At 62.4% G+C, this 20,935-nt stretch carries 20 protein-coding genes; 10 read left to right on the top strand and 10 right to left on the bottom strand.

Annotated features, from left to right (window positions below; all coding sequences use genetic code 11):
- The first annotated feature begins 11 nt into the window (after window positions 1-11).
- The 3 genes from IVA95_RS12205 (at window position 12) to hflX (ending at window position 3,320) form a co-directional block, all read left to right on the top strand.
- Window positions 12-1,382: a sigma-54 dependent transcriptional regulator gene (locus tag IVA95_RS12205; RefSeq protein ID WP_028346102.1), complete on the top strand. Its 1,371-nt coding sequence runs from the start codon at window positions 12-14 to the stop codon at window positions 1,380-1,382.
- A gap of 301 nt (window positions 1,383-1,683) precedes the next feature.
- On the top strand, window positions 1,684-1,932 hold the full coding sequence (gene hfq, locus IVA95_RS12200) for an RNA chaperone Hfq (RefSeq protein WP_006020546.1): 249 nt from the start codon (window positions 1,684-1,686) through the stop codon (window positions 1,930-1,932).
- Window positions 1,933-1,943: 11 nt separating this feature from the next.
- Window positions 1,944-3,320, top strand: coding sequence for a GTPase HflX (gene hflX / locus IVA95_RS12195; protein WP_247510694.1), 1,377 nt, complete (start codon window positions 1,944-1,946; stop codon window positions 3,318-3,320).
- Between the two features lie 20 nt (window positions 3,321-3,340).
- Here hflX and mazG read toward each other — a convergent pair whose 3' ends face one another.
- On the bottom strand, window positions 3,341-4,195 hold the full coding sequence (gene mazG, locus IVA95_RS12190) for a nucleoside triphosphate pyrophosphohydrolase (RefSeq protein ID WP_247510693.1): 855 nt from the start codon (window positions 4,193-4,195) through the stop codon (window positions 3,341-3,343).
- A gap of 130 nt (window positions 4,196-4,325) precedes the next feature.
- Between mazG and queC the strand changes: the two genes are divergently transcribed.
- The gene (gene queC, locus IVA95_RS12185) at window positions 4,326-5,036 is read left to right on the top strand and encodes a 7-cyano-7-deazaguanine synthase QueC (protein WP_247510692.1); all 711 of its coding nucleotides are present in this window, start codon (window positions 4,326-4,328) and stop codon (window positions 5,034-5,036) included.
- A 159-nt stretch (window positions 5,037-5,195) separates the two neighbouring features.
- Here the strand turns inward: queC and IVA95_RS12180 are convergent, their stop codons facing one another.
- The 4 genes from IVA95_RS12180 to IVA95_RS12165 all read right to left on the bottom strand — a co-directional run bounded on the left by IVA95_RS12180 (window position 5,196) and on the right by IVA95_RS12165 (window position 8,161).
- Window positions 5,196-5,579, bottom strand: a complete 384-nt coding sequence (locus IVA95_RS12180; RefSeq protein ID WP_247510691.1) for a nitrile hydratase accessory protein — start codon at window positions 5,577-5,579, stop codon at window positions 5,196-5,198.
- Window positions 5,579-6,238 (bottom strand): nitrile hydratase subunit beta, encoded by a 660-nt coding sequence (gene nthB / locus IVA95_RS12175; RefSeq protein ID WP_247510690.1) that lies wholly within the window; start codon window positions 6,236-6,238, stop codon window positions 5,579-5,581. The genes IVA95_RS12180 and nthB overlap by 1 nt, the downstream gene beginning before the upstream one ends.
- Complete coding sequence (nthA, locus tag IVA95_RS12170) at window positions 6,238-6,879, bottom strand: nitrile hydratase subunit alpha (protein WP_247510689.1); 642 nt, start codon at window positions 6,877-6,879, stop codon at window positions 6,238-6,240. The genes nthB and nthA overlap by 1 nt, the downstream gene beginning before the upstream one ends.
- A gap of 64 nt (window positions 6,880-6,943) precedes the next feature.
- On the bottom strand, window positions 6,944-8,161 hold the full coding sequence (locus IVA95_RS12165; protein WP_247510688.1) for an MFS transporter: 1,218 nt from the start codon (window positions 8,159-8,161) through the stop codon (window positions 6,944-6,946).
- A gap of 151 nt (window positions 8,162-8,312) precedes the next feature.
- Between IVA95_RS12165 and IVA95_RS12160 the strand changes: the two genes are divergently transcribed.
- Both IVA95_RS12160 and IVA95_RS12155 read left to right on the top strand, forming a co-directional pair.
- A complete protein-coding gene (locus IVA95_RS12160) occupies window positions 8,313-9,119 on the top strand; it encodes an enoyl-CoA hydratase/isomerase family protein (RefSeq protein ID WP_247510687.1) in 807 nt (268 codons plus the stop codon).
- A 235-nt stretch (window positions 9,120-9,354) separates the two neighbouring features.
- Window positions 9,355-9,732, top strand: coding sequence for a rhodanese-like domain-containing protein (locus IVA95_RS12155; RefSeq protein WP_247510686.1), 378 nt, complete (start codon window positions 9,355-9,357; stop codon window positions 9,730-9,732).
- Window positions 9,733-9,797: 65 nt separating this feature from the next.
- On the opposite strand, the gene IVA95_RS12150 is transcribed toward IVA95_RS12155, so the two are convergent.
- Window positions 9,798-11,000 carry a Xaa-Pro peptidase family protein gene (locus IVA95_RS12150; protein ID WP_247510685.1) on the bottom strand — a complete coding sequence of 401 codons (1,203 nt, stop codon included), beginning with the start codon at window positions 10,998-11,000 and terminating at the stop codon, window positions 9,798-9,800.
- Between the two features lie 432 nt (window positions 11,001-11,432).
- Between IVA95_RS12150 and IVA95_RS12145 the strand changes: the two genes are divergently transcribed.
- Genes IVA95_RS12145 through IVA95_RS12130 form a run of 4 tightly spaced genes read left to right on the top strand, consistent with a single transcriptional unit; the run spans window position 11,433 to window position 16,652 of the window.
- Entirely contained in the window at window positions 11,433-12,452 is a 1,020-nt protein-coding gene (locus tag IVA95_RS12145; protein WP_247510684.1) for a TRAP transporter substrate-binding protein, read from the top strand.
- Between the two features lie 19 nt (window positions 12,453-12,471).
- Complete coding sequence (locus IVA95_RS12140) at window positions 12,472-14,370, top strand: TRAP transporter large permease subunit (protein ID WP_247510683.1); 1,899 nt, start codon at window positions 12,472-12,474, stop codon at window positions 14,368-14,370.
- A 30-nt stretch (window positions 14,371-14,400) separates the two neighbouring features.
- Window positions 14,401-16,050, top strand: a complete 1,650-nt coding sequence (locus IVA95_RS12135) for an acyl-CoA synthetase (RefSeq protein WP_247510682.1) — start codon at window positions 14,401-14,403, stop codon at window positions 16,048-16,050.
- Between the two features lie 14 nt (window positions 16,051-16,064).
- Complete coding sequence (locus tag IVA95_RS12130; protein WP_247510681.1) at window positions 16,065-16,652, top strand: DUF2199 domain-containing protein; 588 nt, start codon at window positions 16,065-16,067, stop codon at window positions 16,650-16,652.
- Window positions 16,653-16,659: 7 nt separating this feature from the next.
- On the opposite strand, the gene IVA95_RS12125 is transcribed toward IVA95_RS12130, so the two are convergent.
- From IVA95_RS12125 to metG, 4 genes are read right to left on the bottom strand one after another with little or no spacing between them, the layout of a single operon-like run.
- The gene (locus IVA95_RS12125) at window positions 16,660-17,298 is read right to left on the bottom strand and encodes an antibiotic biosynthesis monooxygenase family protein (RefSeq protein ID WP_247510680.1); all 639 of its coding nucleotides are present in this window, start codon (window positions 17,296-17,298) and stop codon (window positions 16,660-16,662) included.
- A gap of 42 nt (window positions 17,299-17,340) precedes the next feature.
- Complete coding sequence (locus IVA95_RS12120; RefSeq protein WP_247510679.1) at window positions 17,341-18,147, bottom strand: MBL fold metallo-hydrolase; 807 nt, start codon at window positions 18,145-18,147, stop codon at window positions 17,341-17,343.
- Window positions 18,144-18,935 (bottom strand): TatD family hydrolase, encoded by a 792-nt coding sequence (locus IVA95_RS12115; RefSeq protein WP_247510678.1) that lies wholly within the window; start codon window positions 18,933-18,935, stop codon window positions 18,144-18,146. Before IVA95_RS12115 ends, IVA95_RS12120 begins: the two co-directional genes overlap by 4 nt.
- A 14-nt stretch (window positions 18,936-18,949) precedes the next feature.
- Window positions 18,950-20,887 carry a methionine--tRNA ligase gene (gene metG / locus IVA95_RS12110; RefSeq protein ID WP_247510677.1) on the bottom strand — a complete coding sequence of 646 codons (1,938 nt, stop codon included), beginning with the start codon at window positions 20,885-20,887 and terminating at the stop codon, window positions 18,950-18,952.
- Window positions 20,888-20,935 lie beyond the last annotated feature (48 nt).

Genomic DNA, 20,935 nt, shown 5'->3' with positions numbered 1-20,935 from the left:
AGGTGTAACCCATGGCCAGTGACATTCTGATTGTCGACGACGAAGCCGATATTCGTGACCTCGTTGCGGGCATCCTGGAAGACGAAGGCTTCAATACCCGCACCGCACGCGACAGCGATTCGGCGTTGGCCGAGGTCGCCAACCGCCGCCCGCATCTGGTGTTTCTCGATATCTGGCTGCAGGGCTCCAAGCTCGACGGCCTGCAACTGCTCGAGCAAATCAAGAAGGAGCATGCCGACGTTCCGGTCGTGATGATCTCCGGCCACGGCAACATCGAGACCGCGGTGGCAGCGATCAAGCGCGGCGCCTATGACTTCATCGAAAAACCTTTCAAGTCCGACCGGCTGATCCTGGTAGCGACGCGGGCGCTGGAGACCTCGCGCCTCAAGCGCGAGGTGAAGGAACTCAAGCAACTGGCTCCCACCGCGAGCGTTCTCACCGGACGCTCGGCCTGCATGAACCAATTGCGCCAGACCATCGACCGCGCGGCCAAGGCCAACAGCCGTATCCTGATCGTCGGCCCTTCCGGTTCGGGCAAGGAACTGGCAGCGCGCACGTTGCACAATGCATCGAGCCGTGCAGAAGGCCCGTTCGTCGTCATCAACGCCGCGGCGATCACCCCGGAACGGATGGAAGTCGAGTTGTTCGGCATCGAGCAGACGAACGGCGAGCAGCCGCGCAAGCCTGGTGCGTTGGAAGAGGCACACGGCGGCACGCTGTTCATCGACGAGATCGCCGACATGCCGCGCGAAACCCAGAACAAAATCCTGCGCGTGCTGGTCGATCAGACCTTCCAACGCTCAGGAGGCGCCGCCAAGATTCATGTTGACGTCCGAATCATCTCCTCGACCGCGCGCAATCTGGAGGAGGAGATCGCGGAAGGGCGTTTCCGCGAGGATCTCTACCATCGACTGTCCGTGGTGCCGATCCGTGTTCCTCCGCTGTCGGAACGCCGCGAGGACATTCCCGAACTGATCGACTATTTCATGGATCAGATATCGGCTGCGACGGGCTTGCCGAAACGGCAGATCGGCCAGGACGCAATGGCGGTATTGCAGTCCCATGTCTGGCCCGGCAACGTCCGCCAGCTCCGGAATAATGTCGAGCGCGTCATGATTCTGGCCGGCGGCGGTCCGGAAGCGATCATCACAGCCGATATGCTGCCTCAGGATGTCGGCTCGATGGTGCCGGCGATGCCGACCAGCAACAATGGCGAGCACATCATGGGGTTGCCGCTGCGCGAGGCGCGGGAAGTGTTCGAGCGCGACTACCTGATCGCGCAGATCAGCCGGTTCTCGGGCAATATTTCGCGTACGGCCGAATTCGTCGGCATGGAGCGTTCGGCGCTGCACCGCAAGCTCAAGGCGCTGGGCGTTGGCTGAGGCTGATTGAATCTCTTATGCGATACGAATCGAACGCGCGCCCAACCCAATGGTGTCTCTCCGATCCATGCATCTGCTTGGGAATATTTATCTCTTTCCGGACACTTGCAGAGAATGGCCACTGGGTTCCGCGCCGGTGGCGCCCGAACCGGCTTGCCTATTAACCCCGCGTACCCTCTAATCGTGCTGCCAAGCCGACCGGAGGGGGATCTCAGGGTGGGCCGGCAGGTCGGGGGCAGGCTCCGCGAGAGAGCAACAACCGGCTTAATAAAAAGAAGCACAAGACGGCGGGACAAAAACAATGGCGGCAGACCGCGCACAAAACCTACAAGACACCTTCCTAAATCACGTTCGTAAAACAAAAACGCCACTGACGATCTTTCTGGTCAACGGGGTAAAGCTGCAGGGGATAGTCACCTGGTTCGACAATTTCTGCTTGCTGCTTCGGCGCGACGGCCACTCGCAGCTAGTCTACAAGCATGCGATCTCGACCATCATGCCTGGCGCTCCGATCCAGTTGTTCGAGGGCGGCGAGGATGCTCCGGCTTGAGAGTGAACTGATTGGAACCCTTCGACCGTGAAGGGAGCGCCGACCGTCCGCGGTCGGCGGGGGCCAAACAAACCGGGCGGGTGATCGTCATCGGCCCATATCTGCGAATGCGCCGCGGCGATGCCGATGCGCAGGCGAACGACGCTGCGCGCGATTTCGAGGCGCGGCTCGAGGAAGCGACGGGCCTGGCGCGCGCCATCGACCTCATGATCGCCGACGCGCTGATTGCGCCAGTGACCCAGATCCGTCCAGCGACTTACCTCGGCAAGGGCAAGGTCGAGGAGATCACCGGCCTGATCGCGGGCCATGACATCGAACTTGTCGTGATGGATTGCGCGCTGTCGCCGATCCAGCAGCGCAACCTCGAGAAGGCTTGGAACACCAAGGTGCTCGACCGCACCGGACTGATTCTGGAAATCTTCGGCCGCCGCGCTAAGACCAAGGAGGGCGCGCTGCAGGTCGAGCTTGCGCACCTGAACTATCAGCGCAGTCGTCTGGTGCGGTCCTGGACCCATCTGGAGCGCCAGCGCGGCGGTTTCGGCTTCATGGGCGGCCCCGGCGAGACCCAGATCGAGGCCGACCGCCGCCTGATCGGCGACCGCATCACGCGGCTGGAAAATGAACTGAAGAAGGTGCAGGCGACGCGGAGGTTGCATCGCGCCGGCCGGCAGCGCGTGCCGTATCGCGTGGTGGCGCTGGTCGGCTACACCAATGCCGGCAAATCGACCCTGTTCAACCGGCTCACGCGCGCCGACGTGCAGGCGGCCGACATGCTGTTTGCGACGCTGGATCCGACCTTGCGCGCGCTGAGCCTGCCACATGGCGGCAAGGCGATGCTCTCGGATACCGTCGGATTCATCTCCAACCTGCCGACGCAACTCGTCGCTGCCTTCCGCGCCACGCTGGAAGAGGTGCTGGAGGCCGATATCATTCTCCACGTGCGCGACATTTCGCATGAAGACGCGGAGGCTCAGGAGCGCGACGTTGATGCCGTGCTGCGTCAGCTCGGCATCGATCCGGATGCCGGTGCACGTATCCTAGAGGTCTGGAATAAGATCGATCGCTTCGATTCCGAGGAACGCGAGAACCTGCGCAACATCGCCGCGCGCCGCCCGCCGGAGCGGCCATGTTTCCTGGTCTCCGCCGCGTCAGGCGAGGGGATCGATGCGTTGCTGACCGCGATCGAGGACCGTTTGGCGGCGACTCGCACGACGCTCGACCTCTCCATCGACGCTTCCGACGGCGCCGGCATCAGTTGGCTGCATCGAAATGCCGAAGTGCTCAACAAAGAGCTCCGCGACGGACGCTTCGACATGACAGTGCGCGTCGATGAGACCAAGCGCGACATCGTGGTGTCGCGGTTTGATGCCGTGCCGAGGGTCGCGTAATTATCGCGCGAACGCGCGCTCTATCTTCGATCACTTCGCGCTGAGGCTGATGCGGCCGGCTGTTCAGCTTCCTTGGCCTCGTCCCACAACGCATCCATTTCGGCGAGGGTTGCGTCCTCAAGCGAGCGGCCTTTGGCCGCCAGCACGCGCTCGATATAGGCAAAGCGGCGCTCGAATTTAGCGTTAGTGCCACGCAGCGCGGTTTCGGGATCGGCGCCGACGTGCCGCGCGAGATTGACCAGCGCGAACAGGAGATCTCCAGTTTCGCTGGCGAGTTCCTCTGCATCGCCGCGGTCGAGCGCTGCTTCGATCTCGTCAGCCTCCTCACGAATCTTGTGCAGCACCGCACGGGGATCGTTCCAGTCGAACCCGACGGTCGATGCCTTGCGCTGCAATTCCATGGCGCGTGTGAGTGCCGGCTGGCCGCCTTTGACGGTTGCGAGCAGCGACTTGTGCGTTGTCTCTTCGGGCGGCCGCCGTGCCGCGCGTTCGGCCTTTTCCTCGGCCTTTATGCGCTCCCAGGCACTCTTGACTCCGGCGGGAGCGATGTTGCCGTCCTTATCGGCGAATACATGCGGATGACGGCGTATCAGCTTGCCTGTGATCGCCTCGACCACGTCGCCGAAGGCAAAGGCATTCTGCTCTTCCGCCATGCGGGCGTGATAGACGACCTGCAGCAAGAGATCGCCGAGCTCCTCTCGGAGGTCATCGAGATCGCCGCGTGCGATCGCGTCGGCCACCTCATAGGCTTCTTCGATGGTGTAGGGCGCGATCGTCGCAAAGTTCTGTTCGAGGTCCCACGGACAGCCCGTGACCGGCGTGCGCAACGCCGCCATGATCTCGATGAGGCGGGAAATATCGCGGGAAGGGGTCATGGGATTTCCGTCGCTTGGAGGGGCAGGCCGCTTTATGCCGCAAGCGGTCGACCGATCCCAGCGGAACAGGCCAAAATCGAGGCAATGTCCACCGGTTGGCCTCGGGGCGAGGGAGTGCTAATTGCCCGTCATGAGCGACCAATCATCGTCCGAAACCGCGCTGGTGCTGTTTTCCGGCGGGCAGGATTCCACCACCTGCCTGGCCTGGGCCTTGCGGCGCTTTGCGCGCGTTGAAATGCTCGGTTTCAGCTACGGCCAGCGTCACGCTATCGAGCTTGAATGCCGTGACCGGCTGCTGTCGGGCTTAAGGTCGTTGCGGCCGGATTGGGCGGCAAAACTCGGCGAAAACCACACGCTGGAAATCCCGACGCTGGCCGAAATTTCCGATACCGCGCTGACGCGTGACGTCGCCATTGCCATGGGCGCTGATGGCCTGCCCAATACGTTTGTACCCGGCCGTAACCTGGTGTTTCTCACTTTCGCCGCGGCGCTGGCGTATCGACGCGGCATCGGCCACATCGTCGGCGGTATGTGCGAAACCGATTACTCCGGCTATCCCGACTGCCGCGACGAGACCATCAAGGCGCTGCAATCGGCGCTCAATCTCGGCATGGCCAAGAACTTTGAGCTGCATACACCGCTGATGTGGCTCGACAAGGCTTCGACCTGGAAGCTCGCGCACGACCTCGGTGGAGCAGGGCTGGTCGACCTGATCCGCGAACACTCTCACACCTGCTATCTCGGCGAGCGCGGCGCGCAGCACGATTGGGGCTATGGTTGCGGTGAATGCCCGGCCTGCGCGCTGCGGGCGAAGGGCTGGCGGGAGTATGTGGGGGCGTAATGTACGCGCCGCACACTCAGTTGTCGTTACCCGCCTTGTGCGCAATTGCGCACTGGGGCGGATGACCCAGTATTCCAGAGACAGTAGCAATTGAACCGAGAAGCCGCGGCGTACTGGATCCCCGCATGCGCGGGGATGACGTCCTGGTGTGGGCGATGGCTAACCGAAATCCTCCGCTCTCAGCTCGATCGGCGCGCCGTGCGGGGTGCGGTCGGCGGCGTGATCCCAGGCGTGGCGGTAGCCATGCAGAACATCCGGTGTGGTGACGCCCTTGGCGGCGACGAGCGTTTCCAGCGTCGCGAGCCAATGCCGGTAGTAGGTTTCGCCGGTATCGGGATCGCCTTCAGCCTGCGCGCGCTTGATCTGCGCGCCCAGCGTCTCCGCCCATTCCTTCCAGGTGAAGACGCCGGCCTCATGCAACGCCAGCGCCATGGCGAAGGCGCGCGCCTCCCACGGCTCGCGAAACACCGGGCCGTCTTCATCGCGCGGCACGCCGGGGACAGCAACCGCCGCCCGCATCGCCTGTTGCGGGGTTAAATCCATCACGGGCGCTCCAGATAGGATTCCCAGGCGTCGACGGAGACGCTCAGCGTCGGGTCGCCGTCCTTGCCCCACAATTCCGGCCCATCGAACCTGACGGTATAGAGCCATTGCGGGTCTTCGCCTTGACCGAGCGAGTTGGTGTCTGGGAAGACGTGGCAACCGTGGTTGAGCTCGATGGTGCCGAGGTGGCCACGGACATATTGCGGCAGCCGCGTATGCGTCACCGGGTGGATATCCTTCATCCGCACGGTCTCGCCGACCGCGAACATCGCAGGCGCTTTCGGCTCGCGCTCGGTCGGGCCGCCGCGGCGGATCGCCGGCGTGACTTCATCTGGAGCGATCGGCTTGACGCCAGGTTTTGGCGGCGAGAGCACCTTGCCGGACTCGATCTCCTCGCGCATCACCAGCCCGCGCTCGATCATCAGCGTTTCCAGCCCAGCCAGCCAAAGCTCGAAATAGCTCTTGCTGAGGTAATCCTCGGGCGATCGGTTCTCGCGAGCGAAGCGTGACATGTCGATGTTCCAGCCGCCCGGGCGCGCCATGGCGACCGTGAGCGCAAAAGCGCGGCGCTCCCAGTCAGCATGAAACACCGGCTCGTTCGGCTCGGGCACAACAGGCCCAAAACCCTTGGCGCCGCCCATGTCATGCGCGCCGTCCATCAGCCAATCTCGCTCGGTTGTTTCGGCAGCCCTGTGCCGATCATGCTGTCGCGGGTGACGAGTTCGGCGAGCTGTTCTTCGCTCCAGCCCTCGGTGCCCGCAGGGCGCATCGGCAGCACGAGGTAGCGGATTTCGGCCGTAGAATCCCAAACCCGGATTTTGGTGGTGTCCGGCAGCGTCACGCCGAAATCCTTCAGCACGCCACGCGGATCGGACACGGCGCGGGAGCGATAAGGTGCGGATTTGTACCAGACCGGCGGAAGCCCCAGCACGGGGTGCGGGTAGCAGGAGCATAGTGTGCACACGACCATGTTGTGCTGTTCGGGCGTGTTTTCCACGACGACCATATGCTCGCCCTGGCGGCCGGAATAGTCGAGCTCGGCAATCGCAGCCGTTGCATCTTTCATCAGCCGTTCGCGATAGGCGGGATCGCTCCACGCCTTGGCCACCACGCGAACACCGTTGCGCGGTCCGATCTTCTTTTCGTAAAGATCGATCAGGAGGTCGAGGGAGGCCGGATCGACATAGCCTTTGTCGGTCAAGATCGATTCAAGCGCCCGCACACGCAGCTCAGTCTCCGATAGTTCGGAGTGGTCGTGATCGTGGTGGTGGCCGTGGTGGTCGTGATCATGGTCGCTCATGCCCTGAGGATAGGCGCAAAATCCGGGCTATGTCGAGGCAGGGACTCTCATTGTAGGCCGCCCTTTAAGCCGGCTGCAGCCGCTCGCGCGATCGCGACGGCAGTGGCGGGAAGGTCAGCGCAATCGCCATCGCGCCGAGGCCTACGCTGAACGCGCCGACGTAAAGCCAGCGGTAATCGTGGAAGGTATCGAAGATCATGCCGCCGGCCCACGGTCCAAGCGCCATGCCGAGGCTTGATACCATGGTGGCCGCGCCAAACACCGTTCCCATGATCCGCGGGCCGAAATATTCGCGCGCCAGCACGGCATAGAGGGGCATCACGCCGCCATAGGCGGTCCCGAACACGATCGCGAGCGCGTAGAACTCGCCAAGTTTGCTGACATAGAGATAAGTCCCAATCGCCAGCGCCTGCACCAGGAGACCGCCGATCAAGACGCGCTTCGCGCCCAGGCGATCGGCGAGCACGCCAAGCAGGAGCCGGCCGCCGAGCCCGGACAATCCTTCCACGCTGTAGATGCTGACCGCGGTCATCGCCGGGATGCCGCAGAGCATGGCGTAGCTGACCATATGGAAGATCGGTCCGGAATGCGCGGCGCAGCACGCGAAGAAGGTCAGCGCCAGCACCAGGAACTGGGGCGAGCGAAGCGCGTCCGCGACCGACCATTCCGCGCCCAGATCGCTGCCAGCGCCCGTTGCCGGCAAGGCGGATGGGCGCGGCACCGGGGGCTGCCGGACCAACAGCGCGGCCGGTATCAGCAAGGCCCACGCCATCAGGCCCACAATCATCATCGCGGTACGCCAATCATAGGTCGAGATCAGCCAGCGCGCGAATGGCGAGATCGTCATCGGTGCCACGCCCATGCCTGCAGATACCAGCGAGACGGCGAGGCTGCGGTTGTTCTCGAACCACACCGTCGCCGCTGCGATCATCGGCGCAAAGAAAGCACCTGCGGCAAGCCCAACGAGAATGCCATAGGTGAGCTGGAATTCGATTAGCGATGTCGCGCGGCTGGCGAGAAATAGACCCAGGCCGAGGAGGAGGGCGCCGCTCAGGACAACAGGGCGGGTGCCAAACCTGTCGCTGGCCGCGCCCCAGGCAAACCCGGCAATGCCCATGGTCAGGAAATCGATGGTCATCGCACCCGAAATTCCGGCGCGCGACCATCCCGTTTCCGTCGAGATCGGTTCCAAATAGACGGCCAGCGAGAACATGGCGCCGATGCCGATGCATGTCATTAACGCGCCGACGCCAACGATCACCCAGCGATATGATGGTCCCATCTGCAAAATGCTCCTTGTTCGCCTCCGATCCGCGCGGAGCGGATGCGATGGTTTCGCGAACAAAGACGAATAGGAACCGACGAAGGATTCAGGTTCGCCGAAATTCTTTCTGGTCTAAACTTTCGAAAACTGACGGACAGGGAGCGATGGATTGACCGGGTTTGTGACGATTGAAAAAGGCCTCGGGCCGGACGGCCGTATCGCTGTCGTGCGCTTCGACCGCGGCGACGGCATCAATGCGTTGTCGCCGGAAGCGCTGCGCCAGCTCACCGACGCCGCCCGCAGTTTTGAGGATGATGGCGACACCTCGGTCGTGGTGCTCACGGGCGGCGCCAAATCCTTCAGCGCCGGTTTTGACCTGAAGGACCCCGAAGGCCGCTCGCGCAAGACCATGGATCTCGGCGCCTTGCGCCGGCACTTAAAGCTCGGGCCGCGGCTGACCCGGGCCTGGCAGGATATGGAGCAGATCACGATCGGCGCCATCGAGGGCTTTTGCGTCGGCGGCGGCGTGGCGCTCGCAGTGGCGCTGGACTTCCGGGTGATGGCCCGCGACGCCCATATGCGCGTGCCGGAGATCGGGCTCGGCATGAACATGAGCTGGCAGAGCGTGCCGCGGATGCTGCATCTGATGGGACCGGCGCGCACCAAGCAGGCGGTGATCCTGGCGGATCAGCGCATCACCGCAGCAGAGGCCTACGAATGGCGGCTGGTGGAGGAGGTGGCCGATCCCGGCAAGGCATTCGACGCCGCGATGGTGCTGGCAGGAAAGATCGCTGCCCAGCCACCACTATCGGTCGCCATGACCAAACTGACCGTCAATCGCCTGGCGCATGCGCTCGACGATCTCGCCAGCCATATGGATGTCGACCAGTTCGCGCTGGCGAGCATGACCGAGGATCACAAGGAGGGCGTCGCGGCGTTTCTGGAGCGGCGAAAACCGAGGTTCAGGGGAAAGTAGCGCGCAAAGGTTTTGATATGCGAGGGGCCACTAACCGGAATTTGCTGACAACCAGTGGGATTGCCACACCCAAAAATATAGCGCAGCATCCTGCAATTGCATGATCGAAATCAAAATAGGATGGGCTATTAGCCCCTTGCAACCTGCGACGGCCTTCTGGCATTGCGCGTGTCTTGCGGGAGCTTAGATCAGAACACCAGCCGTTGCTGGCGAGCCCACAGATGGAGAAGGCCCAATGAAAACAGTACAATCGATGCTCGCCGAAGCCGATGCCGAAGTGCCGCGTATCAGTCCGGATGAGGCCAAGAGTTTGCTTGGCAGACCGGACGTGCTTTTCCTAGATGTTCGGGAGCCAGCGGAAGTCACTGCCTCTGGTAAAATTCCGGGTGCCGTCGCCGTACCGCGCGGCCTCGTGGAGTTCCGGGCGGATCCAGCTTCGGCGATGCACGACAAGGCCTTTGACCGAACCAAGACGGTTGTAGCTTACTGCGCCTCCGGCGGGCGTTCCGCGCTGGTCGGAAAGACGCTGAAGGATATGGGCTACGACAACGTACGCAATCTCGGCGGCTTCAAAGGCTGGCTGGACGCAGGCGGAGACGTGGAAAAGGGGTGAGGCGCAAGCCAGCATCCGACGGCGACCGCGCATCGCGACGGTCGCCGCAACATTCAAGTCACACCTCACCGCGCCACTGCGCTGCCGCCGACATTCCAGCCGCGGCTGCCCTCGCCGAAGATCTCGTAGCCTCTTGCCGTCACTGCGACCGTGTCTTCGAGCTTGATGAAGCCGCGGCGCGGATGTTTCATCGTCGTCTCGATCGAGACCACCATGCCGGGCTCCAAGGGCCGGCGCGCGTCCGCGTCATCATAGGGAATGGGGCCGTTGGCCGTCAGGCGAGGGGCCTCGTGGCTGACTAGCCCCATGCCGTGCGCCAGGAAGTCGGTGCAGTCGCGCTGGCTCGACTGCGCGAGCCGCTTTTCCGCCGCAGCATAGATATCGCCGCCCATCGCGCCCGGCCGAACTGCGGCGAATGCCGCCCGCTGGATGGCTTCGATTTCCGCCAGCAGGTCCTTCAGCTCACTGTCCGGTTCGCCCAGCACGGCCATCCGCGCCAAGTCGCCAATATAGCCGTGATAGTTGCCGCCGGAATCCAGGGACAGCACGTCGCCGGTTTCCCAGCGGTCGGCGGAAGGCGCCCGGTTGTGGCTGGCGCCGCAGGCCAGCAGGCAATACTCGAAAGTCAATCCGCGCTTGACTTCTGCGATCCTCAGCGCGTCGAAAAGCTGCTGCTTGGTGGTGCCCGGACCGTGGCTAGCGATCACCTCGTCCATGGATCCGATCACCAATTCCGAGGCCTTCTTCAGCTTGGCCAACTCTGCCGGCGATTTCACGGCGCGCAACCGCTCCAGCACCAGCAGCGCATCCTTGATCTCGCTACCGGGCAGGGCGTCCGAAAGGGCCTTGCCGGCGTCCATCGGCAGGAATGGCATCTCCACGCCGACCCGCTTCATCGGCACACCCGCCTCCTTGATCAGGCCCGCCGCGAGTGAGATGGCGTCAACCGAACCGTTGCCCTCGGTGCGGACCTGCGGAACCCACAGCGGCGCCACGGCCCGCTGGTGCGTTTCCAGCCGGTGCCCGATATAGGCCGCTTTGTCGGGCGCGCCCTTCGGGTAGATCAGGACGGGCAAGTACCGGCTGATGCCGAGCGCGTCCATGTAGTCGAAGAAGATCGTCCGCTCGGCGTCGAGCAGGTACTGAACGTTGTGCTTGGAGGTGGCGACCAGGATATCGAGTCCGGCCGCCTCCATAAGGGAATCGAGCTTGGCGGTGTCGAATGGAATGGCGCGAGATTCGGTCGGACGACTGACGCGTTCCTGCATGATGAACCTCCGTTGCGGCCGGCTTGAACCAACCGGCCTCGGGGCTTTGTGTTTCGCCTGGAGCCGCATTGTGGGTGGGAAGCGGGGGTTCGTACCAGCGATGAAATCAGCGGGCTCCAATGCAGATTGGTGAACGCTGGCTGCTGATGGCCAGACACCCCGAATTCGCATAAGGTATATTATGGAATATCTATATCTACAATTCAGATCAAATATTTAGCCGGATATGCTGGCACATTCAGTTAGCTCTGAGGCCAAAACGGCCCGCCTTGGGCGCCATGACATTCCTGATCTGCTGCCTCCCGGCCATTCCTATTGCCGACACTTGCTGACGCTGCAATAAGCGCGCGAATGCGGCGATCGCTGATGATCCCGTGGACCGCAGGTCCGTGTCTCGGACCTCAAGAACAATAACTCTCAAGGGAGAATGAGATGAGCTTTTCACGACGCACGCTTCTTAGGGCATCCGCTGCGTCAGCGGTTTTGGGCGGCATTGGCGCGCCGTTGGTGGCGCGGGCCCAGACCGCCGAATTTACCTACAAATACGCCAACAATCTTCCGGACGGCCATCCGATGAACGCGCGCGCCAAGGAAATGGCGGCCGCGATCAAGGCCGAGACCAAGGGCCGGTTTGACCTGCAGATTTTTCCGAACAACCAGCTCGGTTCCGATACTGATATGCTGAGCCAAATCCGCTCGGGCGGCGTCGAATTTTTCACGCTGTCGGGGCTGATTCTGGCGACGCTGGTGCCGGCGGCATCCATCAGCGGCATCGGCTTCGCATTCCCGGATTACGACACGGTCTGGAAGGCCATGGACGGGGGCCTGGGCGCCCATATCCGCGGCGAGATCACCAAGGCCAACCTCGTGGTGATGGACAAGATCTGGGATAACGGCTTCCGCCAGACCACGTCGTCGACCAAGCCGATCAATGGCCCGGAGGACCTCAAGGGCTTCAAGATCCGCGTGCCGGTGTCCCCCCTCTGGACCTCGATGTTCAAGGCGTTCGATGCAGCGCCCGCCTCCATCAATTTCAGCGAAGTCTATTCGGCGCTGCAGACCAAGATCGTCGAGGGCCAGGAAAATCCGCTGGCGATCATTTCGACGGCAAAGCTATTCGAAGTGCAGAAGTTCTGTTCGCTGACGAACCACATGTGGGACGGATTCTGGTTCCTGGCGAACCGCCGCGCCTGGGAAAAGCTGCCCGAGGATATCAGGACAATCGTCGCCAAGAACATCAATGCGGCGGCCATCAAAGAGCGCGAGGACGTCGCCAAGCTGAATGCCGGGCTGCAGCAGGAATTGGCCGGCAAGGGCCTGGCCTTCAACCAGCCCAACGTGACGCCGTTCCGCGACAAGCTGCGCTCGGCCGGCTTCTACGCGGAATGGAAAGGTAAATACGGCGACCACGCCTGGGAGCTGCTCGAGAAATCCGTGGGCAAGCTGTCCTAAGCGCATGTGAGGGGCCGTCGTGGCTCATGCCGAACTGAGTGAAGTGGTTGGCGGTGAGGTGGCTCAGCCCCCTCGCCGCCGTTCGTTGCTGGCTTCCATCGAACAAGCCCTGGGAATGCTCGTCGAGCTTCCCGCAGCGCTGCTGGTCGTCGCCGAAATCATCATCCTGTTTGCCGGCGTGGTGGCGCGCTACGCGCTGCATCGGCCGCTGATCTGGTCTGACGAGCTGGCCTCAATCCTGTTCCTGTGGCTCGCCATGCTCGGCGCCGCCGTAGCATTCCGCCGCGCTGAGCATATGCGGATGACGGCGGTAGTCGCTAACGCGAAGCCCGCGATGCGTGCCTATCTCGATCTGGTGGCGACAGCAGCCGCCCTGGCGTTCCTGATCCTGATTGCCTGGCCGGCCTATGAATACGCCTACGAGGAAAGCTACATCACCACGCCGGCGTTGCAGATCCTCAATAGCTGGCGTGCCGCGGCGCTACCGGTCGGCATTGCGCTGATGGCGCTGTTTGCTTTCCTGCGTCTGGCCCGCGTCGGCAACATTCGCATGGTGCTGGGCGCGATCCTGTCGGTCGCACTCGTCATCGGGATATTCTGGCTGCTCAGGGGCTCGCTCAAGCCGCTCGGCAACCTCAATCTGATCATCTTCTTTGTCGGCGTGGCCGGCTTCTGCGTCTTCGCCGGTGTACCAATCGCATTCGGCTTTGGCTTGGCGACCTATGGTTATCTGGCACTGACCACGGGCACGCCGCTGATGGTGCTGGTCGGCCGCATGGACGAAGGCATGAGCCACCTCATCCTCCTATCGGTACCGCTGTTCGTGTTCCTGGGCCTGCTGATCGAAATGACAGGCATGGCGCGTGCGATGGTGGCGTTCCTGGCAAGCTTGCTCGGCCATGTCCGCGGCGGGCTGCATTACGTGCTGGTCGGGGCGATGTACCTGGTATCGGGCATCTCGGGCTCCAAGGCCGCCGATATGGCTGCCGTGGCGCCGGTGCTGTTCCCGGAAATGAAGGCGCGGGGTGCCAAGCCGGGCGATCTGGTCGCCCTCCTCTCCGCGACCGGCGCGCAGACCGAGACCATTCCGCCGAGTCTGGTGCTGATCACCATCGGGTCGGTCACGGGAGTATCGATCGCGGCGCTGTTCACCGGCGGCCTCCTGCCGGGCTTGGTGCTGGGGATCACGCTGTCGGCACTGGTGTGGTGGCGTTACCGGAACGAGGATCTGCGGCACGTCACGCGGGCGAGTGTCACCGAGATCGTCCGCGCGTTTGCCATCGCCCTGCCCGCCATCGCGCTGCCGTTCGTGATCCGTTACGCCGTGGTTGAGGGCATTGCGACCGCAACCGAGGTTTCCACCATCGGCATCGTCTACGCCTTTATCGTCGGCTACCTGATTTACGGCCTCTTGATCTACCGCAATTTCGACTGGCGGCGGATCGTGCCAATGTTGGTTGAGACCGCGTGCCTGTCGGGCGCGATCTTGCTGATCATCGGCTGCGCTACCGGCATGGCCTGGGGCCTCACACAGTCCGGCTTTTCGCGAACGTTGGCGGCCGCCATGACCGGCCTGCCTGGTGGCTCGGCAACGTTCATCGCGGTCTCGATCGTGGCCTTCGTGATCCTAGGCAGCGTGCTCGAGGGCATTCCGGCGATCGTGCTATTCGGGCCGTTGTTGTTTCCGATCGCCCGTGCGGTCGGCGTCCACGAGGTCCATTATGCGATGATCGTTATTCTCGCGATGGGTATCGGGCTATTCGCGCCGCCCTTCGGAGTAGGCTATTATGCGGCCTGCGCCATCGGGCGCGTCGATCCGGCCGAGGGTATTCGGCCGATCTGGGGCTACCTGTTGGCGCTGATGGTCGGCCTGATTATCGTGGCGATCTTCCCGTGGATTTCCATCGGGTTCCTGTAAGGTCAAATCTTTGTAGATGGGACACAGCCAATGAGCGCAGCCCAGAACCAGTATTCGATCGGATTGGACAAGACGCCAGCGAATTACGTACCGCTGACGCCGCTGAGCTTCCTTGCCCGCAGCGCCGCCGTTTATCCCGATCACGTCAGCACAGTCTACGAGGGCCGCAGCTTTACCTGGGCTGAGACCTACGAGCGCTGCCGGCGCTTTGCGTCCTGGCTCGCTGGGCGGGGTATTGGCGTCGGCGACACGGTCGCGGCGATGCTGCCCAACGTACCTGCGATGAACGAGGCGCATTTCGCCGTGCCGATGGCCGGTGCCGTCCTGAACGCGCTGAACATCCGGCTCGATGCGCCCTCAATCGCCTTCCAGCTCGACCATGGCGGCGCGAAGATCATCCTGGTCGATCCAGAATTCGCCGGCGTGATTGCCGAAGCGATGAGGCTGATGAAGGGGCCAAAGCCTTTCGTCGTCGATGTTGACGACGCGGCGTTTGCAGGCGGCAAACGGATTGGTGAGATCGAATACGAGGCGGCGGTCGCGGCCGGCGATCCGGCCTTCGTCGCAAGATTTCCCGGCGATGAATGGGACGCGATTGCGCTTAGCTATACCTCGGGCACCACGGGTAATCCGAAAGGCGTCGTGACCCATCACCGTGGCGCCTATCTTAATGCCGTCAGTAATATTCTTGCCGGCAATCTCGGCCAGCATCCGGTTTATCTCTGGACGCTGCCGATGTTCCACTGCAACGGCTGGTGCTTCCCGTGGACTGTCGCGGCCTCGGCCGGCACCAGTGTCTGCCTGCGCAAGGTCGATCCGGCAAAAATCTTCGAACTGATCCCCAAACACGGCGTCACCCACATGTGCGGTGCGCCGATCGTCTACAACACGCTGATCAACGCGCCCGGTGCGCCCAAGGGCGACAAGGCTCGCCGCGTGGTCGGCTTGATCGCGGGCGCAGCACCTCCGGTCGCCGTGCTCGAGGGCGCCGAAAGCATCGGCATCAAGCTGACGCATGTCTACGGCCTGACCGAAGTCTATGGCCCCGCCTCCGTCTGCGCCGAGCAGCCGGGCTGGGACGAACTGCCCGCCGACCAGCGCGCGCAGCTCAAGCGCCGGCAGGGCGTGCCCTACCCGCTGGAAGAAGCCGTCACCGTGCTCGACCCCAAGACCATGCAGGAGGTGCCGCGCGATGGCGAAACCATCGGCGAGGTGATGTTCCGCGGCAATATCGTGATGAAGGGCTATCTGAAGAACGAGAAGGCGACGCAGGAAGCCTTCGCCGGCGGCTGGTTTCACACCGGCGATCTCGGTGTGCTCGACGAGCACGGTTACGTCATCATCAAGGACCGCTCCAAGGACATCATCATCTCCGGCGGGGAGAATATCTCTTCGGTCGAGGTCGAGGACGTCCTCTACAAGCACCCGGCCGTGCTGTTCGCGGCCGTGGTCGCAAAGCCCGATCCCAAATGGGGCGAAGTGCCCTGCGCTTTCGTCGAGCTGAAGGAAGGCGCCAAGGCGACGGAGGCCGAGATCATAGCCTTTTGCCGCAGCCACATGTCCGGCTTCAAGACGCCCAAGGCAGTGGTGTTCGGCCCCATCCCGAAAACGTCCACCGGCAAAATTCAAAAATTCATGCTGCGCAACCAGGTGGAGTCGGCGAAGGCGATATCGGCGTGATGCGCGTGAGTCCAATGAACGACGATCTCGATTTGGCAAATGACCCGCGCTGGCGTCGGCTATGGGATAATCCGTGGACTTGTGCTGTCTGCGGCGAAACGCATCACGGCCTGATTGACCTGGCTTGCGCTAATCCCGCGCAATGGGCCGGTACTGAGGACAAGGCGCCCAACAGCGCTCTTGATCTCAGTGGCGACTTCCTTTCTGAAGATTTCTGTGTGCTGGAGGGGCAGCATTTCTTTGTGCGTACGGTGCTCGAACTGCCGATCCGGGGCAGCGGCGGGCAACAATTCGGCTTCGGTGTGTGGGCGACGCTGTCACGCGAGAACTTTGCGCGCTACATTACGGCATTCGATAACGGCGAATGCGACGAACTCGGTCCATGGTTCGGGTGGTTCTCCAATCGGCTTGAAGGCTATCCCGATACGCTGAACCTCAAATGTCAGGTTCATCCAGTGAGTGGACGACAGCGACCGCGCGTGTTGTTGGAGCCCACTTCCCATCCTCTTGCCGTTGAGCAGCAGAGCGGCATCACCTTCGATCGACTGCTCGAGCTCTATGCCATCAACGGCCACGACATAAGGACTTCGCTCAGCGACTGAGTGTCATTCACGCTCCTTCTGATACTCGTTTTGCAGGCGGGTAGTATTGCGGCGCCTCAGTGCGTTCGAACATGCCGTAATCGCGCATGACCTCGAAAACGCGGAAATACTCGGTTGTCGGATCAGCAAACAGCCTGGCGCCGAATTCGATGCCGGCTTGATCGTTTGGTAGATCGATCAGGTGCGCGAAGTGCCCCTCACGATAGACGCTTGCGAAAGCGTCACGGCGCCATTCGGTCGCTGCCGGTAGCGTGGCATTTTTCGATTCAGCCGCCAGCACATAAGTCGGCTTGCGCCTTGCGGGATCGTTGTAGGGCGTGCGCCGCTCGGGTTGCCAGATCGGCTGCCCGGGCTTTGCTTCGTGGATCACCTGGGCGACCCGGATGCGATAGTCCGAAAAGACTTTCTCGCGGCCGATGGTCTGGACATCGTGGTGGTGAGCATGGGCTCGCCACGCCGTCAGGGTCCCCTCGTCCTGCCATATCTGATACGACAGCAGCAGGTCTTCCCGTGTCAAACTCCTGAAGCGATCGATGAAGAGGCAGCCACCCATCGCCTCAAGCTCAGGCTTCAGCGAGGCCGCAAGATCGAGATATTGATCGCGGTGCCCGGGCCTTGTCTGGACTTCAAAGAACAGGCCAATCATAGACGTTCCTCCGCGTCCGGCTATCAGACTTGCGCCGCAGGCTCAGCCTGCGCTGTTCAGCGTCAGCCGCAAGCCATCATAGGCCGGGATCACGCCCGGCGGCAGGCTCTGGCGTAATACCTCGTAGTCGAGGTCGGAATGCATGTTGGTGATAACGGCGTGCTTCGGTTTGAAGCGCTCGATCCAGGACAGCGCGTCGTTAACGCTGAAATGGCTGGGATGCCCGGCGTAGCGCAGCCCGTCAACGATCCAGAGGTCGAGGTTTTCGAGCGCCGGCCAGCTCTCCTCGGGAATGTCGTGGAGATCGGGCGTATAGGCGGCGGCCCCGATGCGGAACCCAAGCGCGGGAATCTTGCCGTGCTGAACCAGGAACGCAGAGAGTTTCAGCGGACCGCCCCTCCCCTCGGTGGTGTGGCTCTCGCCCGCTTCGATCGAATGGCGCGTCAGGATCGGCGGATAATCGCTGCCTTCCGGCGAGATGAAGCAATAGGAGAACCGCGCCATGATGTCTTTGGCGGTCGACTGGTTGAAGTAGACGGGAATGCGGCGGCGCTGGTTTAGCACGACCGAACGCAGGTCGTCGATGCCATGGGTCTGGTCGGCGTGCTCATGCGTCAGGAACACCGCGTCGATGTGATCGACTTCGGCGTCGATCAACTGCTCGCGCAGGTCAGGCGAGGTGTCGATCAGTATCCGCGTGGTGCCGTGCGCACCCGTGCGCTCGACCAGCAGCGAGCAACGGCGGCGTCGATTCTTCGGATTGTTGGGATCGCAGGCGCCCCAGCCGAGCGCCGGGCGGGGCACACCGGCGGAGGAGCCGCAGCCGAGGATCGTCAGCGTCAGCGTCATGCCGCGACTTTCGGCGCGGGGACTTTGGAGAACAGGCGGAAGAAGTTTTCGGTCGTCTGCCGGGAAATCTCTTGCAGCGAGACGCCGCGCGTTTCCGCCAGCACTTTGGCGACTTCGACCACGTAAGCCGGCTCGTTGCGCTTGCCGCGAAACTTGCCGGGCGCCAGATAAGGCGAGTCGGTTTCGACCATGATGCGATCAGCGGGCAGTTCGGCCGCAAGCTCGCGCAATGCCTCGGATTTCTTGAACGTCAAAATGCCCGTGAACGAGATCGACAGACCCAACGCAATCGCCTTCATCGCGAGTTCGCGGCCACCGGTGTAGCAATGGAGCACCGCCCGGAACGGTCCCTTTGCCACCTCGTCTTCGAGGATGCGGCCGCAGTCCTCGTCGGCGTCGCGGGTATGGATCACTAGCGGCAGGCCCGTGGCCCGCGCGGCCGCGATATGCGCGCGAAAGCCGCGCTCCTGCGCCTCTCGCGAACCGTGCTGGTAGAAATAATCCAGCCCCGCCTCACCGAGCGCCACGACCTTCGGGTGCTTGGTTAGCTCGATCAGCTCGCTTGTGGGAATGCCATCTTCCTCATCGGCCTGATGCGGATGGGTGCCGACCGAGCAATAGACGTTGGGGAACCGCTCGGTGATGGCGAGCAGTCCGCCGAGCCGCTTCACCCGGGTTGAAATCGTGATGATGCGGCCGATCCCCGCGGCCTCGGCACGCGCAACGATGGCGTCGAGATCATCGGCAAAATCCGGGAAGTCGAGATGGCAATGGCTGTCGACGAGCATGGCTTGCAAACGGCCTAATCTGCCTTTGGTTCGATGTAGCGCGGAAATACGCCGACCGGCGGTGGCAATGTCGTTCCCGGCTTAATCCGCGTGGCGAGCGCCGCGAATTCGCGCGCTTGTTTCTCGTTGGGAATGCCGAGGCTATCCAGCAGCTTGGCCGACGCATCCGGCATCACCGGCTGGGTCAGAATCGCGACCTGGCGCACCACCTCCGCCGTCACGTACAGGACGGTTTTCTGCCTGTCAGGATCGGTCTTGGCCAGCGCCCAGGGCGCCTCGCCAGCGAAATAGCGGTTGGCCTCCGCCACCACGGCCCACACCGCGTTCAGCCATTGATGGATCTGTTGCGTCGCCATCGCGGTGCGCGAGGTTTCCAGCATGCTGTCGGTCTGCGCCAGTATTGCCTTGTCGTTGTCGGTGAATTCGCCGGGCTCCGGCAGCACGCCGCCAAGCTGCTTGGTGATCATCGACAGCGAGCGCTGCGCCAGATTGCCGAGATCGTTGGCAAGGTCGGCGTTGATGCGCGCGACGATGGCTTCATGGCTGTAGTTGCCGTCCTGTCCGAACGGCACCTCGCGCAGGAAGAAATAGCGCATTTGATCGACGCCATACTGATCGGCCAGATTGAAGGGATCGACGACATTGCCGACCGACTTTGACATCTTCTCGCCCCTGCTGAACAGGAAGCCGTGCGCGTAAACCCGCTTCTGCACGGGAATGCCGGCCGACATCAGGAATGCCGGCCAGTACACCGCGTGGAAGCGGATGATATCCTTGCCGATGATATGCACATCCGCCGGCCAGTAGCGCCAGTTCGGATCGCTCTCGTCGGGAAAGCCGACGCCGGTGATGTAGTTGGTCAGCGCATCGACCCAGACATACATCACGTGTTCGGGATCGTTCGGCACCTTGACGCCCCAGTCGAACGTCGTGCGCGAAATCGACAGATCCTTCAGGCCGCTCTTTACGAAACTGATGACTTCGTTGCGACGTGAATCCGGACCGATGAAATCCGGCTGGCTTTCGTAGAGCTGCAGCAAGCGGTCTTGATAGGCGGACAGTCTGAAGAAGTAGCTCTTCTCCTCGACCCATTCGACCGGCGAACCTTGCGGGCCACGCCGCACATTGTCCTCGCCGAGGACGGTTTCCTCCTCGGCGTAATAGGCTTCGTCGCGCACCGAATACCAGCCTGCATAGGTATCGATATAGATATCGCCATTCTGCTGCATCCGATCCCAGACCACCTGAACCGAACGATGATGGTCAGGCTCCGTGGTGCGGATGAAGCGGTCGAACGAGACGTTGAGGCGCTCGTCCATCTCCTTGAACCGGCCGGCATTGCGCGCGGCCAGCTCAGCGACGCCCATTCCTTCGGCTTCAGCGGTTTGCACCATCTTCAGGCCGTGCTCGTCGGTGCCGGTGAGGAAAAAGACGTCCTTGCCATTGAGCCGCTGAAACCGCGCGAGCGCATCGGTCGCAATCGCCTCGTATGCGTGGCCGATATGCGGAAGGCCGTTCGGATAGGCGATCGCGGTCGTGATGAAATAGGTGTTGCGTTCGACAGCCGCTGCCGGCTTGGCGGCGGGAGCCGGCTTCCCGCGTGGCGCGGCGGGCTTCGAAATTTCTGCGACCGGCGCCGCTTGAACGGCAGGGCTCGCTTCTTGCGGCGTTACCGCGCGTTTTTTCGGCGGAGTTTTGGTAACGGATTTCTTCGCCGATTTCTTGGCGGCTTTCTTGGCGACTATTTTGGTCGACTTCTTCGCCGTTTTCTTCGAACCCTTCTTTGCGACCTTTTTCGAAGCCTTGCCGCGCTCCTTCACGACGCGCTTGCTCTTGCTCGCACTTTTCCTGGCTGCACGCTTTTTCGCCGCCCCCTTGCTGGCGCTGGCGGGCGGCGATTTGCGAGCCTTCTTCGCCTTCTTTTTCGAAGCTTTCTTTGCAGCCGTCGCCACCACGAATTCCTTTATTGCTCATAGACTGTCGGGATTAATATCTGGCGG

It is taken from the genome of Bradyrhizobium sp. 157 (assembly GCF_023073815.1).
In the GTDB taxonomy this organism is placed as follows: domain Bacteria; phylum Pseudomonadota; class Alphaproteobacteria; order Rhizobiales; family Xanthobacteraceae; genus Bradyrhizobium.
The sequence above is the reverse complement of the archived record's forward strand: the minus strand, read 5'-3'. Positions and strand labels throughout refer to the sequence as shown.

Excerpts from the sequence above, each read along its gene's own strand:
- queC (WP_247510692.1), top strand. The coding sequence starts at position 4,326 with ATGAGCGACCAATCATCGTCCGAAACCGCGCTGGTGCTGTTTTCCGGC.
- hfq (WP_006020546.1), top strand. The coding sequence starts at position 1,684 with ATGGCGGCAGACCGCGCACAAAACCTACAAGACACCTTCCTAAATCAC.
- IVA95_RS12120 (WP_247510679.1), bottom strand. The coding sequence starts at position 18,147 with ATGACGCTGACGCTGACGATCCTCGGCTGCGGCTCCTCCGCCGGTGTG.
- mazG (WP_247510693.1), bottom strand. The coding sequence starts at position 4,195 with ATGACCCCTTCCCGCGATATTTCCCGCCTCATCGAGATCATGGCGGCG.
- nthB (WP_247510690.1), bottom strand. The coding sequence starts at position 6,238 with ATGGACGGCGCGCATGACATGGGCGGCGCCAAGGGTTTTGGGCCTGTT.
- nthA (WP_247510689.1), bottom strand. The coding sequence starts at position 6,879 with ATGAGCGACCATGATCACGACCACCACGGCCACCACCACGATCACGAC.
- IVA95_RS12155 (WP_247510686.1), top strand. The coding sequence starts at position 9,355 with ATGAAAACAGTACAATCGATGCTCGCCGAAGCCGATGCCGAAGTGCCG.
- IVA95_RS12165 (WP_247510688.1), bottom strand. The coding sequence starts at position 8,161 with ATGGGACCATCATATCGCTGGGTGATCGTTGGCGTCGGCGCGTTAATG.
- IVA95_RS12115 (WP_247510678.1), bottom strand. The coding sequence starts at position 18,935 with ATGCTCGTCGACAGCCATTGCCATCTCGACTTCCCGGATTTTGCCGAT.
- IVA95_RS12135 (WP_247510682.1), top strand. The coding sequence starts at position 14,401 with ATGAGCGCAGCCCAGAACCAGTATTCGATCGGATTGGACAAGACGCCA.
- IVA95_RS12180 (WP_247510691.1), bottom strand. The coding sequence starts at position 5,579 with ATGGATTTAACCCCGCAACAGGCGATGCGGGCGGCGGTTGCTGTCCCC.
- IVA95_RS12145 (WP_247510684.1), top strand. The coding sequence starts at position 11,433 with ATGAGCTTTTCACGACGCACGCTTCTTAGGGCATCCGCTGCGTCAGCG.
- IVA95_RS12150 (WP_247510685.1), bottom strand. The coding sequence starts at position 11,000 with ATGCAGGAACGCGTCAGTCGTCCGACCGAATCTCGCGCCATTCCATTC.
- IVA95_RS12125 (WP_247510680.1), bottom strand. The coding sequence starts at position 17,298 with ATGATTGGCCTGTTCTTTGAAGTCCAGACAAGGCCCGGGCACCGCGAT.
- IVA95_RS12130 (WP_247510681.1), top strand. The coding sequence starts at position 16,065 with ATGAACGACGATCTCGATTTGGCAAATGACCCGCGCTGGCGTCGGCTA.
- IVA95_RS12205 (WP_028346102.1), top strand. The coding sequence starts at position 12 with ATGGCCAGTGACATTCTGATTGTCGACGACGAAGCCGATATTCGTGAC.